This is a genomic window from Acidovorax sp. LjRoot194, assembly GCF_964253015.1.
Taxonomy (GTDB): Bacteria; Pseudomonadota; Gammaproteobacteria; order Burkholderiales; family Burkholderiaceae_C; genus Acidovorax.
Window position 1 is genome coordinate 2,122,501 of record NZ_CAXUQB020000001.1, and the last position, 15,727, is coordinate 2,138,227.

General features: G+C 61.6%; 13 protein-coding genes and 2 rRNA genes (1 of these 15 cut by a window edge). 14 read left to right on the forward strand and 1 reads right to left on the reverse strand.

All coding sequences use genetic code 11. From position 1 onward, the window contains the following. The 14 genes from ACSQ3N_RS09615 to ACSQ3N_RS09680 all read left to right on the forward strand — a co-directional run. Window positions 1–2,061: ribosomal RNA gene (locus ACSQ3N_RS09615) — 23S ribosomal RNA — on the forward strand (it extends 818 nt beyond the left edge of the window). 159 nt (window positions 2,062–2,220) lie between these two features. Further along, window positions 2,221–2,333: ribosomal RNA gene (gene rrf, locus ACSQ3N_RS09620) — 5S ribosomal RNA — on the forward strand. A gap of 164 nt (window positions 2,334–2,497) precedes the next feature. After that, window positions 2,498–3,244 (forward strand): 16S rRNA pseudouridine(516) synthase, encoded by a 747-nt coding sequence (locus ACSQ3N_RS09625; protein ID WP_056163464.1) that lies wholly within the window; start codon window positions 2,498–2,500, stop codon window positions 3,242–3,244. 259 nt (window positions 3,245–3,503) lie between these two features. After that, complete coding sequence (locus ACSQ3N_RS09630; protein WP_082516746.1) at window positions 3,504–4,490, forward strand: YncE family protein; 987 nt, start codon at window positions 3,504–3,506, stop codon at window positions 4,488–4,490. 20 nt (window positions 4,491–4,510) lie between these two features. Beyond that, on the forward strand, window positions 4,511–5,323 hold the full coding sequence (locus tag ACSQ3N_RS09635) for a polysaccharide deacetylase family protein (protein WP_436147941.1): 813 nt from the start codon (window positions 4,511–4,513) through the stop codon (window positions 5,321–5,323). Between the two features lie 81 nt (window positions 5,324–5,404). Further along, window positions 5,405–6,412, forward strand: a complete 1,008-nt coding sequence (locus ACSQ3N_RS09640; RefSeq protein ID WP_056163795.1) for a sterol desaturase family protein — start codon at window positions 5,405–5,407, stop codon at window positions 6,410–6,412. A 36-nt stretch (window positions 6,413–6,448) separates the two neighbouring features. After that, window positions 6,449–7,411, forward strand: a complete 963-nt coding sequence (locus ACSQ3N_RS09645; RefSeq protein WP_200926867.1) for an EI24 domain-containing protein — start codon at window positions 6,449–6,451, stop codon at window positions 7,409–7,411. Next, window positions 7,408–8,232: a competence/damage-inducible protein A gene (locus tag ACSQ3N_RS09650; RefSeq protein WP_056163471.1), complete on the forward strand. Its 825-nt coding sequence runs from the start codon at window positions 7,408–7,410 to the stop codon at window positions 8,230–8,232. Before ACSQ3N_RS09645 ends, ACSQ3N_RS09650 begins: the two co-directional genes overlap by 4 nt. A gap of 174 nt (window positions 8,233–8,406) precedes the next feature. Continuing rightward, window positions 8,407–9,822: a type I glutamate--ammonia ligase gene (glnA, locus tag ACSQ3N_RS09655; RefSeq protein ID WP_056163798.1), complete on the forward strand. Its 1,416-nt coding sequence runs from the start codon at window positions 8,407–8,409 to the stop codon at window positions 9,820–9,822. A 213-nt stretch (window positions 9,823–10,035) separates the two neighbouring features. Further along, window positions 10,036–10,557 (forward strand): hypothetical protein, encoded by a 522-nt coding sequence (locus tag ACSQ3N_RS09660; protein ID WP_056163474.1) that lies wholly within the window; start codon window positions 10,036–10,038, stop codon window positions 10,555–10,557. Between the two features lie 121 nt (window positions 10,558–10,678). After that, entirely contained in the window at window positions 10,679–11,701 is a 1,023-nt protein-coding gene (glnL, locus tag ACSQ3N_RS09665; protein WP_056163801.1) for a nitrogen regulation protein NR(II), read from the forward strand. A 40-nt stretch (window positions 11,702–11,741) separates the two neighbouring features. Continuing rightward, complete coding sequence (gene ntrC, locus ACSQ3N_RS09670; RefSeq protein WP_056163477.1) at window positions 11,742–13,451, forward strand: nitrogen regulation protein NR(I); 1,710 nt, start codon at window positions 11,742–11,744, stop codon at window positions 13,449–13,451. A 268-nt stretch (window positions 13,452–13,719) separates the two neighbouring features. Next, on the forward strand, window positions 13,720–13,860 hold the full coding sequence (locus ACSQ3N_RS09675; protein WP_235507258.1) for a hypothetical protein: 141 nt from the start codon (window positions 13,720–13,722) through the stop codon (window positions 13,858–13,860). Then, window positions 13,833–14,621, forward strand: coding sequence for a ferritin-like domain-containing protein (locus tag ACSQ3N_RS09680; RefSeq protein ID WP_235507259.1), 789 nt, complete (start codon window positions 13,833–13,835; stop codon window positions 14,619–14,621). Before ACSQ3N_RS09675 ends, ACSQ3N_RS09680 begins: the two co-directional genes overlap by 28 nt. 190 nt (window positions 14,622–14,811) lie before the next feature. On the opposite strand, the gene xth is transcribed toward ACSQ3N_RS09680, so the two are convergent. Next, the gene (gene xth, locus ACSQ3N_RS09685) at window positions 14,812–15,588 is read right to left on the reverse strand and encodes an exodeoxyribonuclease III (RefSeq protein ID WP_056163483.1); all 777 of its coding nucleotides are present in this window, start codon (window positions 15,586–15,588) and stop codon (window positions 14,812–14,814) included. Between the last annotated feature and the right edge of the window lie 139 nt (window positions 15,589–15,727).

The following is a 15,727-nucleotide window of genomic DNA, read 5'->3' on the forward strand; positions in this document are numbered from 1 at the left end:
ATTTAGGTAGTGCCTCAAGTATTACCGTCGGGGGTAGAGCACTGTTTAGGCTAGGGGGTCATGGCGACTTACCAAACCTATGCAAACTCCGAATACTGACGAGTACAGCTTGGGAGACAGAGCACCGGGTGCTAACGTCCGGACTCAAGAGGGAAACAACCCAGACCGCCAGCTAAGGTCCCTAAAATTGGCTAAGTGGGAAACGAAGTGGGAAGGCTAAAACAGTCAGGATGTTGGCTTAGAAGCAGCCATCATTTAAAGAAAGCGTAATAGCTCACTGATCGAGTCGTCCTGCGCGGAAGATGTAACGGGGCTAAGCCAGTTACCGAAGCTGCGGATGTGCAATTTATTGCACGTGGTAGGAGAGCGTTCTGTAGGCCTGTGAAGGTGTCTGGTGACGGATGCTGGAGGTATCAGAAGTGCGAATGCTGACATGAGTAGCGTTAAAGGGGGTGAAAAGCCCCCTCGCCGTAAGCGCAAGGTTTTCTACGCAACGTTCATCGGCGTAGAGTGAGTCGGCCCCTAAGGCGAGGCAGAGATGCGTAGCTGATGGGAAACAGGTCAATATTCCTGTACCGATCAATAGTGCGATGTGGGGACGGAGAAGGTTAGCTCAGCCAACTGTTGGATATGTTGGTTCAAGCCTGTAGTCGTGCCTGGTAGGCAAATCCGCCGGGCTTAGATGAGGGGTGATAACGAGTCTGCTTGCAGACGAAGTGAGTGATACCCTGCTTCCAGGAAAAGCCACTAAGCTTCAGCTATTGACGACCGTACCGCAAACCGACACTGGTGCGCGAGATGAGTATTCTAAGGCGCTTGAGAGAACTCAGGAGAAGGAACTCGGCAAATTGATACCGTAACTTCGGGAGAAGGTATGCCCCAAGTAGGTGAACCTGTACAAGGCGAGCCCAACGGGGTTGCAAAAAATCGGTGGCTGCGACTGTTTAATAAAAACACAGCACTCTGCAAACACGAAAGTGGACGTATAGGGTGTGACGCCTGCCCGGTGCTGGAAGATTAAATGATGGGGTGCAAGCTCTTGATTGAAGTCCCAGTAAACGGCGGCCGTAACTATAACGGTCCTAAGGTAGCGAAATTCCTTGTCGGGTAAGTTCCGACCTGCACGAATGGCGTAACGATGGCCACACTGTCTCCTCCTGAGACTCAGCGAAGTTGAAATGTTTGTGATGATGCAATCTCCCCGCGGAAAGACGGAAAGACCCCATGAACCTTTACTGTAGCTTTGTATTGGACTTTGAACAGATCTGTGTAGGATAGGTGGGAGGCTTTGAAGTGGCGTCGCTAGATGTCATGGAGCCAACGTTGAAATACCACCCTGGTGTGTTTGAGGTTCTAACCTAGGTCCATTATCTGGATCGGGGACAGTGCATGGTAGGCAGTTTGACTGGGGCGGTCTCCTCCCAAAGCGTAACGGAGGAGTTCGAAGGTACGCTAGTTACGGTCGGACATCGTGACGATAGTGCAATGGCATAAGCGTGCTTAACTGCGAGACTGACAAGTCGAGCAGATGCGAAAGCAGGACATAGTGATCCGGTGGTTCTGTATGGAAGGGCCATCGCTCAACGGATAAAAGGTACTCTGGGGATAACAGGCTGATACCGCCCAAGAGTTCATATCGACGGCGGTGTTTGGCACCTCGATGTCGGCTCATCTCATCCTGGGGCTGTAGCCGGTCCCAAGGGTATGGCTGTTCGCCATTTAAAGAGGTACGTGAGCTGGGTTTAAAACGTCGTGAGACAGTTTGGTCCCTATCTTCCGTGGGCGCTGCAGATTTGAGGAAGCCTGCTCCTAGTACGAGAGGACCGGAGTGGACACACCTCTGGTGTATCGGTTGTCACGCCAGTGGCATTGCCGAGTAGCTAAGTGTGGAAGAGATAACCGCTGAAAGCATCTAAGCGGGAAACTCGTTTCAAGATGAGATCTGCCGGGGCCTTGAGCCCCCTAAAGAGTCGTTCAAGACCAGGACGTTGATAGGTCAGGTGTGGAAGCGCAGTAATGCGTTAAGCTAACTGATACTAATTGCTCGTGCGGCTTGACCCTATAACTTTGATAGCCAACATGCATCCAGAAATGAATGTGTGCCAAGCTCAAAGATTGTTATGCCAAGTTGACGCAGTCAAAACACCAAAAGCTGATTTAACTCTATGAATTCGTTGTACTGAACTCCAAACGTGACGTTCAGTATGGCAACCCTTTATGCCTGATGACCATAGCAAGTTGGTACCACTCCTTCCCATCCCGAACAGGACAGTGAAACGACTTTGCGCCGATGATAGTGCGGGTTCCCGTGTGAAAGTAGGTCATCGTCAGGCTCTTACAGCCCAAACCGCCCTTCTGCTCTATGAGTAGAAGGGCGTTTTGCTTTGTGGCTACGCTTTTGATTGGCACTTTGCAATGAACATGGCCAGGATGACCAGTAATGCCGCAAGCTAAATCCTGGTGTGCTGATTAAAGGCACTGGCGTGCTGAGGACACAATGCAGTTACAAGACATTCTCTATTCGCAAGGGTTCGGGACGCGCCGCGTTTGTGCTGGGTTGATCCAGCAAGGATTCGTCGAGGTGAAACCGGCTGGTGAGTCGGCCTATCAGCAGTTGCTGGAGGCCGCTGCGCACATCGATGAAAACGGCCTGCACCTTCGGGTCCAGGGCGTCGAGTGGCCTTATCACGATAAAGCCTACGTGATGCTGCACAAACCTGCAGGAACCGAGTGCTCGCAAAAACCTTCCACCTATCCAAGCATCTACACGCTGCTGCCTGCTCCGTTGCGCCAACGGCCCACGAAGAGTGCGGTGCAGGGAATTCAGGCCGTCGGCCGCCTCGATCAAGATACGACGGGGTTGCTGCTGCTGAGCGATGATGGACAGTTCATCCATCGCATGAGCTCGCCCAAGAAGCACGTGCCCAAGGTGTACCAAGTGACGACCAAGCATCCTGTGGATGAAGTGCAAGTCTCGAAGCTGCTGGCTGGCGTGGTTCTGGACGACGACCCCAAGCCCGTAAAGGCCGCAGCCTGCGTGATGGTGGATACCCATCGATTGGATCTCACACTGACCGAAGGTAAGTACCACCAGGTCAAGCGCATGCTTGCAGCAGTGGGTAACCGCGTGGAAGGCCTGCACCGGTCCAGCATGGGCGCCATGGCACTTCCCGCGGATCTGGCTCCGGGCCAATGGAAATGGCTCAGTGAAGCGGATCTGCAACTGCTGACCCAAGCTGCTTAATGCGTTTTTGACGACCGTCCAGGTGAGTCCTTCGCGCTGATGAATCGGTCGCCAAAGCCTTCCGTCCATTCCAGCACACGTACTGGCGATGCGTTGGAGTGGGGCGTGTGCCACGGACGCTGCAATCAGTCCGATCATCGCTTGTCACCATTGGCTTACAAAAGCAAAAAATCGTTCTATATCAAGGATGTTACGTGTGCCGCACCGGGCTTTGCCAAGCCACGGCGCTACACTTGAAGGCTGTGTTGAAAGTGGCTTTGTGAAGATTTTTTCGATTGCACGCGTGTGCGTGGCCCTCGGTGGGCTGTGGATGTCGATGGGCGCTGTGTTGGCTGCACCGCCGCCGCCCTTGTTTGTGCTGAACTCTCTGGAGGCCAGTGTCAGTGTCATCGACCCTGCGACCTGGACAGAGACGTCGCGCATTCCGACCGGCAAGGAGCCCCATCACCTCTACCTCACCCCCGATGAGAAGTCGCTCATCGTTGCAAATGCTCTGGGTGACACGCTGACCTTCCTGGATCCGCGCACGGCGCAGGTCCAACGCACTGTGCGCGGCATCGTGGACCCGTACCACCTGCGGTTCACGCCCGACATGAAGTGGTTCATCACCGCTGCGAATCGGCTGAACCATGTGGACTTCTATCGCTGGGATGGCAAGGACATGACGCTGGTTCAGCGGGTCGCCACGTCGCGCACGCCCAGCCACTTGTGGATCGATAGCAAGAGCACGACGGTCTACTCGACCATGCAGGACAGCGACGAGCTCGTGGCCATCGACATTGCGACGCAGACCATCAAATGGCGCATCAAGACGGGCGCCATGCCAGCGGATGTGTACGGCAGCACGGACGACAAACGCGTGTTCGTCGGCCTGACGGGCAGTGACAGTGTCGAGGTCTTCGACGTGTCGGGCCGTGAGCCGGTGAGCATCCGCAAGATCAAGACCGGCAGCGGGGCGCATGCATTCCGCGCGGCAGGGGATGGTCGGCATGTGTACGTGAGCAATCGCGTGGCCAACACCATCAGCAAGATCGACATGAACACCTACCAGGTCGTGGACTCCTATCCCGTACCGGGCGGACCGGACTGCATGGAAGTGTCAGCCGACGGCCGGTTCCTCTATGTGAGTTCCCGCTGGGCGCGCAAGCTGTCGGTCGTGGACACCGAGACAAAGAAGGTGGTCCGCCAAGTCACGGTGGGCAAGTCACCCCACGGCGTATGGACACTGCAGCACGCGCCACGGTGATGGCTGATCCCGGCGTTGCCATGGTGGCACGGCGAACCCCGCGGAGACGGGTGCTTCGGTTTGCTACGGTATTGATAGCTGCTTGCGCTTACGTATCAAGCGGTAGCGCCCAAAATGCTTGTGAGAAACCAATCTATCTGACCTTTGATACTGGTCACATGGAGATCGCTCCCTTGGTGGCCGAGGTGCTCCATCGCCAAAAGGTGCATGTCACCTTCTTCGCGGCCAACGAGCGCACCAAGCAGGGCGACGGAAGCCTGGGCGACCATTGGGCGCCCTGGTGGAAGGCACGGGCGGCCGAAGGCCATGAGTTGGCCTCGCACACCTGGAACCACACCTACTGGCGCGCGGACCTTGGTGACGCGCGCAACCCGTCCTTTCGCGTCCGTCCCTCTGCGGGGTCGCGTGAGGGGCAAAGTTTTGTTCTGACGGCAGCCCAATACTGCGAAGAAGTCACACACGCTGCAGAGCGCCTGAAAGCCATCACCGGCAAACAACCGTTGCCGCTGTTTCGCGCGCCCGGGGGCAAGACCTCACCCCAGCTGCTGGCCAGCGCGGCGGCCTGCGGCTACGCCCACGTGGGTTGGTCGCCAGCGGGCTTTCTCGGGGACGAACTGCCCAGCGAGAGCGCCAGCAATGATTCCCTGTTGCGCAAGGCGCTGCGCGATGTGCGCAGCGGCGACATTCTGCTGGCGCACCTGGGGATCTGGTCGCGCAAGGACCCCTGGGCGCCTGCGGTGCTGGAGCCATTGATTGTGGGTTTGAAGGAACGTGGATTTTGCTTTCGCACGCTGCGTGAGCACCCCGACTACGCCAAGCCCGCAGGGCGGTAGCGGGCGTTGGGGGCCGGGCGATCGGCACACGACACGATGCAGCGCAGCAACGCGCAGGACTAAACCGGATGGAGCATGAGCATGGGTTGGCTAGGCAACGGGTTTGACACCGCGCAGCAGTGGCTGTTCGAGAGCGTGATGCAGCCCCTGATGTTTGCCATGGGGCTGGGCAATCAGCTGGAAAGCGGCTACGAAGCGTCGGGCTGGATCCTGGTGGGGGTGCTGCAGCTGGTGGTGATTGCTGCAGTGATAGGCCCTCTGCAGCGCTGGAAGCCCGTGGAGGCCGTCACCGACCGGGCCACGATCCGCACCGACATCCTGTACACGCTGATCCACCGGCTGGGTCTTTTCCGGCTCGGCCTTTTCCTGGCGGTGGACCCGCTGGCGGATTCCCTCTTTGGCGCCTTGCGGGTGGCCGGCGTCAGCACCTTCCAGCTCGACGGCGTGTGGCCTGGCATCACCGATGTGCCGTGGGTCAGTCTGCTGCTGTACCTCGTGGTGTTCGACTTCGTGGACTACTGGATCCACCGCGGTCAGCACCACTACGAATGGTGGTGGCGTCTGCATTCACTGCACCATGCGCAGCGCCAGATGACCATGTGGAGCGACAACCGCAATCACCTGCTCGACGACCTTCTGCGCGACACCATTCTGGTGGTGGTGGCCCAGCTCATCGGTGTGGCGCCTGGCCAGTTCATTGCCATCGTGGCCATCACGCAGCTCAGCGAGAGCTTTCAGCATGCCAACGTGCGGTTGTGGTTCGGGCGCTGGGGCGAACGGCTGTGGGTCAGCCCGCGGTTCCACCGTCTGCACCACAGCATCGGTATTGGCCACGAAACACTCAAGCCTCTTGCGCCAGGGGCTGGCGGTGGGGCCACGCACCGTGTGGTTCTGGGCGGGCACAACTTCGGTGTACTGCTGCCTTGGTGGGACATGCTGATGCGCACCGCCAACTTCGAACAACGTTACGACCCCACCGGCATCCGTGACCAGGTCGAGCCCGGCCCGGGCGGCCGCGTGCGCGACTACGGCACCGGCTTCTGGTCGCAACAGTGGCGGGGCGTGCTCCGGCTCATCGGGCGCGCCTGACGGGCCGTGCCACCCTCAGAAGGTATGCTCGCCGACATGGGACTACTGCTTGATTCTTTCTGGCGCGCAGCGGCCTATTGCCTGCGCCCGCGGGTGATGGCGCTGTCGGTACTGCCGCTGTTGGTGATGCTGGGCCTCGCGCTGGGCCTGGGCTATCTGTACTGGGACGCCGCAGTGCAGGGCATGCGCGGCATTCTTGACGCGTCCACAGTGCTGGCCACCTTCTGGAACTGGCTGCAAGGCTGGGGTCTGGGGGATGTGGCCTCGGTGGTGGCGCCTCTGATGGTGATTTTGGCAGTGGCGCCTGTGCTCGTGGTGCTGTCACTGCTGCTGGTGGCGGTGCTGATGACGCCGGCCCTGGTGAGCCTGGTGGCTGATCGGCGGTTTCCCAACCTCGAACGCAAGAAGGGCGGCTCCTTCATCGCCAGCGTGGCGTGGTCGCTCGGTTCGACCGCGCTGGCGTTGATCGCGCTGGTGGTGTCGGTGCCCCTGTGGCTGGTGCCGCCTCTGGTGCTGATTCTTCCGCCGCTGATCTGGGGCTGGCTCACGTACCGGGTCATGGTGTTCGATGCACTGGCCGACCACGCCAGCAAAGAAGAGCGCCAGGAGATATTTCGGCGCCACCGCAGCAGTTTGCTGGGCATCGGTATCTTGACCGGCTACCTGGGCGCTGCACCCAGCATCGTGTGGGCCTCAGGCGTGGTGTTCGCCGCTGCATTTGTCGTGCTCGTACCGCTGGCCATCTGGATCTATACCCTGGTATTCGCCTTCTCGTCGCTGTGGTTCGCCCACTATGGGCTGGCTGCACTGGAGCAATTGCGCGCAGAAAATGCTGCATTGGCCCACGCGCCGCCCGCCGGCACGACACTGACTCCCCGCGGTGCGCCGGACGTTGTGCCACCGGGCGTCGACGCCCCTGTGGCGGTGCCTACAGCACCGCCAGCCCCCGCCGCGCTGCCCGCGCCAGAACCATCAGCCCACGGAACCCCTGCACCATGACGACCCCCCAGTTCGGCCTCATCATCGTCGGCGACGAAATCCTGTCCGGCAAGCGCGCCGACAAGCACATGCCCAAGGTCATCGAGCTTTTGGCCGCCCGCGGGCTGGCCCTGTCGTATGCTGACTATGTGGGCGACAGCCCGGACCGCATCACCGCCACGCTGCAGCGCGCGTTTGCCTCGGGCGACGTCGTGTTTTCGTGCGGTGGCATCGGTGCCACGCCGGACGATCACACCCGGCAGTGCGCTGCGCGTGCCTTGGGACGCGACCTGGCGCTGCACCCCGAGGCAGAAGCCTTGATCCGCGAGCGCATGCAGGATGTGGCGCGGGAGCAGGGCGTGCCGTACGAGGCCGATCGCCCGGACAACCTCCACCGGCTCAACATGGGCACCTTCCCCGCGGGGGCAAGCATCATCGCCAACCCGTACAACAAGATCCCCGGCTTCACCTGCGAAGGGGCAGGGGGCGGGACCGTGCACTTTGTGCCGGGGTTTCCCGTCATGGCCTGGCCCATGATCGAGGCGGTGCTGGACCAGCATTACGCAGCACATTTCAACCGCACGCCGCAGACCGAGCAGTCCGTGGTGGTGTACGGCGCCATGGAGGCTGCTTTGACCCCTTTAATGGAGCGCATCGAAAAATTGCATGCGGGAGTCCGCGTGTTCAGTTTGCCCAGCGTGGATCATCCACAATACGGGCGGCATATCGAGTTGGGCGTCAAAGGGCCCGCGCCGCTGGTCCCAGCGGCGTGGGAAGACCTCCAGCAGGGTCTGCACGAATTTGGTGCGCAATGCGGCCCTGAATTGGTGCGCAATCTTTGAGGCACAAAGATAAATAGTGATTCGCACCTTATTGGTGCAATCCGATGTGTGCGCCCATGGTCTGTAGTCCGTGGCGCTCCTTCATAGTGCGGCGGCTGCACCCAGCTGGCACGCAAACTGCTTTTGTTTACGCAAAATCCTTTTTTCAACAAGCGCTTTACCCAGGAGAACCTGATGGCCAAGACCGTTGCAGACGTGATAAAGATGGTGAAGGAAAACGAAGTCAAGTTCGTTGACTTCCGTTTTACCGATACCCGTGGCAAGGAACAGCACGTGACCGTGCCTGTTTCCCACTTTGATGAAGACAAGTTCACGTCCGGCCACGCATTCGACGGCTCCTCGGTGGCTGGCTGGAAGGGCATCGAAGCTTCGGACATGCAACTGATGCCCGACCCGAACACGGCCAACATCGACCCGTTCTTCGAAGAAACCACGCTGTTCCTGCAGTGCGACGTGATCGAGCCCGGCGACGGCAAGGCATACGACCGCGATCCACGCTCCATCGCCAAACGCGCTGAAGCCTACCTGAAGGCCTCCGGCCTGGGCGACACCGCTTTCTTCGGCCCAGAGCCAGAATTCTTCATCTTCGACGGCGTGCGTTGGTCCAACGAACCCGGCAAGGTCATGTTCGAGATCGAAGAGTACGAAGCCCCCTGGAATTCGGGTGCCAAGCTCGAAGGCGGCAACCGCGGCCACCGTCCCACGGTCAAGGGCGGCTACTTCCCAGTGCCTCCCGTCGACAGCACGCAAGACATGCGCGCTGAAATGTCCCTGATCCTCGAATCCCTGGGCATCCCGGTCGAAGTGTTCCACCACGAAGTGGCAGGCGCTGGCCAGAACGAAATCGGCACCAAGTTCAGCACGCTGGTCGAGCGCGCCGACTGGACGCAGGTCCTGAAGTACGTGGTCTGGAACGTGGCCAACGCCTACGGCAAGACCGCCACCTTCATGCCCAAGCCCTACGCTGGCGACAACGGCTCCGGCATGCACGTGCACCAGTCCATCTGGAAGGACGGCAAGAACCTGTTCGCAGGCGACGGCTATGCCGGCCTGTCGGACTTCGCTCTGTACTACATCGGCGGCATCATCAAGCACGCACGTGCCCTGAACGCCATCACCAACCCTGGTACCAACTCGTACAAGCGCCTGGTGCCCGGCTTCGAAGCCCCTGTGAAGCTGGCCTACTCGGCCCGCAACCGCTCGGCCTCGATCCGCATTCCTTACGTGGCCAACCCCAAGGGCCGCCGCATCGAAGCGCGTTTCCCCGATCCATCGGCCAACCCCTACCTGTGCTTCTCGGCGCTGATGATGGCCGGCCTGGACGGCGTGGAGAACAAGATCCATCCCGGCGAAGCCGCCACGAAGGACCTGTACCATCTGCCGCCCGAAGAAGACAAGCTGGTGCCCACCGTGTGCCACAGCCTGGACCAGGCGCTGGAGTATCTGGACAAGGACCGCGGCTTCCTGACCAAGGGTGGCGTGTTCTCCGATTCCATGCTGGATGCCTACATCGACCTCAAGATGCAGGAAGTCACGCGTTTCCGCATGGCACCTCACCCTGTCGAATACGACATGTACTACTCGCTGTAATTGCCTGCCTGCAGGCTCTTACTTCCCAAAAGGCGGCGCAAGCCGCCTTTTTTCATGGCGCGCTAGCTTTTGACGGCCTGAAACGGAACCAGTGGCTGGGCCGTTGCATCCTTGTACAAAGCCCCGTGGGGGTCTGCTGGTGTTGGATTGGCGATGCACGGTGATTGGTGGATACTCCACCGCACCCCCTGCATGGCAGTGCGAGGAAACCGAATGAAGAAAACGCTCATCTCCCTGTTATTGATCGCTGCGGTGGCTCCGGCCGCCTGGGCGCAAGACCGCATCTACCGCTGTGGCAACGAATACACCAACAACGCCCAGCAAGCCAAGGAGCGCGGCTGCAAGCTGGTGGAAGGCGGCAACGTGACCGTGGTGCAGGGCAACCGCCCAGCGGGCGCTGCGGCCCCTGCAGCTGCGGCCCCTTCAACAGGCGGCGGTGGCGCCACCTCGGCTTCGCCACCGTCTGCGCCGCGCGTGAACACCAACGACCAGAAGGCCCGTGATTCCGATGCGCGCGCCATTCTCGAATCAGAGCTGCGCAAGGCCGAGACCCGCCACGCCGATCTGGTGAAGGAATACAACGGTGGCGCGCCCGAGCGCAATGCGCTCGACCTGCGCAACCCGCAGCGCTACATCGAGCGCACCGCAGAGCTGAAGGCCAACATCACCCGCAGCGAAAGCGACATCGCCGGCATCAAGCGCGAGATCGCGCGCCTGCCTGCTGCCGCCAACTGACTCGCTCACCGCAACCCCGCCCAAACCGCCACCAACCCGTAGTCTTTACAAGCGCGTGAATTCCCAGCACCCCACCGATGCCCCGTCCACCGACACGGGGCGTTTTCATTCTCTGGACCTGATGTCCACCCTGGTGGCCGTGCTGCGGGCCGACGGTGCGGTGCAGTTCGCCAACGCCGCGCTGGAAAACACCCTCGGCCTGTCGCGCCGGACCTTGGAGAACGCGGATTTCTCCACCTTCTTCACCGACCCCGCGCTGCTGCAGACCGCCCTGGCGGGCGCCCGTGGCAAGGACTTTGCCGCGCTGCGCTACGAGGCCGGCCTCAAGCGCGTGCACCAGGACCCTGTGCCCGTGCATGTGAGCGTGGCCGACGCCGAGCAGGTCGGCGAGATTCTGGTGGAACTGTGGCCGCTGGAGCAGCAGGCCCGCCAGGACCGCGAAGAGCGCCTGCTCGACCAGGCCCAGGCCAACAAGGAACTCATCCGCAACCTGGCGCACGAGATCAAGAACCCGTTGGGCGGCATCCGTGGTGCCGCCCAGTTGCTGGAGATGGAGCTCGAAAGCCGCGAGCTCACCGAATACACCCAGGTCATCATCCACGAGGCGGACCGCCTGCAAAGCCTGGTAGACCGGCTGCTGGCGCCGCACCGCCACCCCCATCTGGTGGGCGATGTCAACATCCATGAAGTGTGCGAGCGAGTGCGCTCCCTCGTGCTCGTGGAGTACCCGCAGGGCCTGAAGGTCGTGCGCGACTACGACACCTCCATCCCAGAGTTCCGCGGCGACCGGGCGCAGCTGATCCAGGCCCTGCTGAACATCGTGCAGAACGGCGCCCAGGCCCTGACTGAGCGCATCGCCGCGGGCGACGCGGTCATCACGCTGCGCACCCGGGTGGCACGACAAGTAACGTTTGGTCGCCAGCGATATCGGCTGGCACTGGAATTGCATGTCATCGACAACGGACCGGGCGTACCCGACGCGATCAAGGAGCGGATTTTCTATCCCCTCGTATCGGGTCGGGACGGCGGATCGGGGCTGGGGCTCACGCTGGCACAAACCTTTGTACAGCGGCACCACGGGTTGATTGAATGCGACAGCGTACCGGGTCGCACCGACTTCCGCATCCTGATCCCCTTGCCCTGAGGTCCCTGACACGCAACCACAGGGAAGGTAAGAAAAAGATATGAAGCCGATCTGGTTAGTAGACGACGACCCTTCGATCCGCTTCGTGCTCGAAAAGGCGCTGGCCCGCGAGAACCTGCCCACGCGCAGCTTCACCCACCCCCGCGAAGTGCTCGACGCGCTGGCCGACATCACCGCTGGCGACCCGGCCCGGCAAGGCCCCCAGGTGCTGGTGAGCGACATCCGGATGCCCGGCGGTTCGGGCCTGCAGCTGCTGGAGAAAGTGCGCGAACTGCAGCCTGGCCTGCCCGTCATCATCATGACGGCGTACTCCGATCTGGACAGCGCCGTGTCGGCCTTCCAGCGCGGAGCATTCGAATACCTGCCTAAGCCTTTCGACCTGCCCAAGGCGGTGGAACTGATCCGCCGTGCGGTGGAAGAAAGCCAACGCGAAGAGGTCATCGAAGAGCGCCAGGCCGAGACCCCCGAAATGCTGGGCCAGGCGCCCGCCATGCAGGATGTGTTCCGTGCCATCGGCCGCTTGAGCCAAAGCCAGGTCACGGTGCTCATCACCGGCGAATCGGGCTCGGGCAAGGAGCTGGTGGCCCGTGCGCTGCACAAGCATTCACCGGTGGCCGACGGCCCGTTTGTCGCCATCAACACCGCCGCGATCCCCAAGGACCTGCTGGAGTCCGAACTCTTCGGCCACGAGCGCGGCGCCTTCACCGGCGCGCAGACGCAGCGGCGCGGCCGCTTCGAGCAAGCCGAAGGCGGCACGCTGTTCCTGGATGAAATCGGCGACATGCCGTTCGACCTGCAGACGCGCCTTTTGCGTGTGCTGTCTGACGGCCAGTTCTACCGCGTGGGCGGCCATGCGGCCGTCAAGGCCCATGTGCGCGTGATCGCGGCTACCCACCAGGACCTGGAAAAACGCGTCAAGGAAGGCGGCTTCCGCGAGGACTTGTTCCACCGCCTCAACGTCATCCGACTGCGGCTGCCCGCGCTGCGCGAGCGGCACGAAGACGTGCCCGTGCTCACGCGCCACTTCCTGCAGCAAAGCGCGCGGCAGCTGGGCGTGGAGCCCAAGCGCATTGCCGACTCTGCCATCGCGCGGCTGGAGCAGTTCGCGTTTCCGGGCAACGTGCGGCAACTGGAGAACATCTGCCATTGGCTCACGGTGATGGCGCCTGCCCAGGTCATTTCGCAGCAGGACCTGCCGCCCGAGGTGCTGGAGGCCCCTGTGAACCCCTCAGCGCAGCGCGCAGGGGCCACTGGCGACTTGGCCGGAGCCCAGCAGGCGCCAGCATCTGCCGCTGCGGGGTCTGTTTACGCGGCAAACGCTGCATCCGCAGCGCCCGGCGAGCGGGTCGGTGGTCTGCATCCGCCGGTGCCCTCTGGCGCCGCCTCGACCGGGACCACAGCAGGCTACGGCGCCAACGCAAATTCGACGGCAGCGTGGTCCGGGGCCGTGGATGGCGGTGCGCCTTCGTCTGCCGGAGTTGCGACCGCCGCTGTGGGCGGCGCTCCGGGTGCAGGCGCAGTCAACACCTGGGAGCAGGCGCTGGAGACCGAGGCGCAAAGGCTGCTCGCTGGTGGTCAGCCCGAGGTGTGGGACGCTCTCACACGTCGCTTTGAATCGCGTCTGATCCGTACGGCATTGACCGCGACGCACGGACGCCGCATGGAAGCCGCGCAGCGCCTGGGCATCGGGCGCAACACCATCACGCGCAAGATCCAGGAGCTGGGGCTGGACGCGCCCGACGAAGCATAAAAATGGCCGCTGCCGCTTGATAGACAAGCGGTAAAAGCTATACATTTTGTAGCATCTGCGCGTGATGTGGCATGGCTTGCCGCGTTGCGCTGCAGAAGGCACACACCAGCGCCCCCATCCACAAGCCAAGGCTGGCGCTGTCCTACATTCAAGTCCTCCATGGGCCGACCCGCTTGGCGCGGCGTGACTTCAACAATGAATTCACTGTCAACCAACCGGAGAGCTTCTATGTCGGATTTCAATGATGCCAACCGCGACCCTTTGACCAATGAACCAGGTTCCCATCCTGTGGGCACCGGTGTCGGTGCTGCCCTGGGCGGCGCCGCAGCAGGTGCAGCCGCAGGTGCCTTTGGCGGCCCCGTGGGCGCCGCAGTCGGTGGTGTGGCTGGCGCAGTCGTCGGCGGCCTGACGGGCAAGGCAGCTGCTGAGGCAGTCAACCCCACCGCAGAAGACGCTTACTGGCGCGAAACCTACGAGCGCGAGCCCTACTACGTAGGTGGCCGCACGTATGACCAATACCGTCCTGCCTACGAGCTGGGCTGGTCCTCGGTGGGCCGCTACGAAGGCGACTTCGATTCGGTTGAGCCCCGCCTGGCGGACGACTGGCGCGCACGCCACGCCGATGGCCTGGCATGGTCCGATGCACGCCCCGCAACGCGTGCTGCCTGGGACCGCGCTTCCCGCTACGAAGCAGGCGACACCCGTCCATTCGATGTCGTCGACAACGATGACGTGGTCGATGTGCTGAACGACCTGCTGGAGTCGGCACGCGACGGCGAATATGGCTTCAAGTCGTGTGCCGAACACGCCAAGTCGCCAGAACTCAAAGCGGTGTTCCAGCGCCATGCGCAAGAATGCGCCGCCGCCGGTACCGAGCTGGAGCACGAAGTGCGTCGCCTGGGTGGCGAGCCAGCCTCCGGCGGCACGGTCTCGGGTGCGCTGCACCGCGGCTGGGTGTCTGTGAAGACGGCCCTGTCCATTCAGGACGACAAGGCGGTGCTGGAAGAGTGCGAGCGCGGAGAAGACGCTGCAGTGGCCCGCTATCGCAAGGCACTGAAGAACACGTTGCCCTCCCAGGTGCAGGCTCTGGTGCAGCGCCAGTCGCAAGGCGCACAGCGCAACCATGATGAAGTGCGCGCACTGCGCGACTCGTTCTCCTCGCGCACTTGATCTCCTAGGGGCGCAACCTTCAGACTGAGGGGCAGGGGTTTGGCGTAAAGCCAAACCGCTTCCCTGGTCTTCAAGTTGCCCCTGACTTTGGATCAAAAAAAGGGCTGCCATGTGCAGCCCTTTTGCTATGGAAAGAGCAAAGTTAGTTCATGGATGTCCGCGAGGCGCTAACGTTGCTACGTATTGGCCTTTACCCGAGAGTCGCCACCACCGGCGCGTGGTCACTCGGCTGCGGGTTCTTGCGCGGTGCGCGGTCGACCGTGCACGCAGTCACCGTGGGGCGCAGGGCCTCGCTCACCAGAATGTGGTCGATGCGCAAGCCGCGGTTCTTCTGAAAACCGAGCATGCGGTAGTCCCACCATGAATAGGTTTTTTCAGGCTGCTCGAACATGCGGAAGGTGTCGGTCAGGCCCAGGGAAATCAGGTCCTGAAAATGCTGCCGTTCCTCCACCGTGTGGTGGATCGTGTCCTTGAGTCCTACCGGGTCGAACGAATCACGGTCTTCCGGTGTCACGTTGAAATCGCCCACCAACGCCAGCCGTGGGTGCGCCGCCATCTCCTCGCGCAGCCACCGGTGAAGCGCCTCGAGCCACAGCATCTTGTAGGCAAACTTTTCGGTGCCGGGGGCCTGGCCGTTGACGAAATAACAGTTCACAAAACGCAATGGGCCGGCAGGGGTGTCCAGCGTGGCTGCGATCACCCGGGCCTGCTCATCCGTGTGGCCTGGGATGTTGCGCACCACATCCCGCAGGGGGTGGCGACTCAGGATGGCCACGCCGTTGTAGGTCTTCTGCCCGAAGGTCACCGTCTCATAGCCGGCTTCCTTGAGCGCGTCGTGCGGAAACTTGTCGTCGGTGAGCTTGAGCTCCTGCAGGCCCAACGCGTCCACCGGATTGGCCTGTAGCCAATCCAGCACCTGGGGCAGGCGTACGGACAGGGAGTTCACGTTCCAGGTGGCAATTTGCATAGTTGACATGATGATTGAAACAAGGGCCGCTCAGTGGCATGGGGTATCTGCGACATTCTGGCGGCCGGTAGTGGGCTCTGATTCGTGGATGGTACCTACCATCGGCGCGCGATTGGCATTGCTGGCTGGATCCGGGCGC

Excerpts from the sequence above, each read along its gene's own strand:
- ACSQ3N_RS09625 (WP_056163464.1), top strand. The coding sequence starts at position 2,498 with ATGCAGTTACAAGACATTCTCTATTCGCAAGGGTTCGGGACGCGCCGC.
- ACSQ3N_RS09635 (WP_436147941.1), top strand. The coding sequence starts at position 4,511 with ATGGTGGCACGGCGAACCCCGCGGAGACGGGTGCTTCGGTTTGCTACG.
- ACSQ3N_RS09640 (WP_056163795.1), top strand. The coding sequence starts at position 5,405 with ATGGGTTGGCTAGGCAACGGGTTTGACACCGCGCAGCAGTGGCTGTTC.
- ACSQ3N_RS09645 (WP_200926867.1), top strand. The coding sequence starts at position 6,449 with ATGGGACTACTGCTTGATTCTTTCTGGCGCGCAGCGGCCTATTGCCTG.
- ACSQ3N_RS09650 (WP_056163471.1), top strand. The coding sequence starts at position 7,408 with ATGACGACCCCCCAGTTCGGCCTCATCATCGTCGGCGACGAAATCCTG.
- glnA (WP_056163798.1), top strand. The coding sequence starts at position 8,407 with ATGGCCAAGACCGTTGCAGACGTGATAAAGATGGTGAAGGAAAACGAA.
- ACSQ3N_RS09660 (WP_056163474.1), top strand. The coding sequence starts at position 10,036 with ATGAAGAAAACGCTCATCTCCCTGTTATTGATCGCTGCGGTGGCTCCG.
- glnL (WP_056163801.1), top strand. The coding sequence starts at position 10,679 with ATGTCCACCCTGGTGGCCGTGCTGCGGGCCGACGGTGCGGTGCAGTTC.
- ntrC (WP_056163477.1), top strand. The coding sequence starts at position 11,742 with ATGAAGCCGATCTGGTTAGTAGACGACGACCCTTCGATCCGCTTCGTG.
- ACSQ3N_RS09675 (WP_235507258.1), top strand. The coding sequence starts at position 13,720 with ATGAACCAGGTTCCCATCCTGTGGGCACCGGTGTCGGTGCTGCCCTGG.
- xth (WP_056163483.1), bottom strand. The coding sequence starts at position 15,588 with ATGCAAATTGCCACCTGGAACGTGAACTCCCTGTCCGTACGCCTGCCC.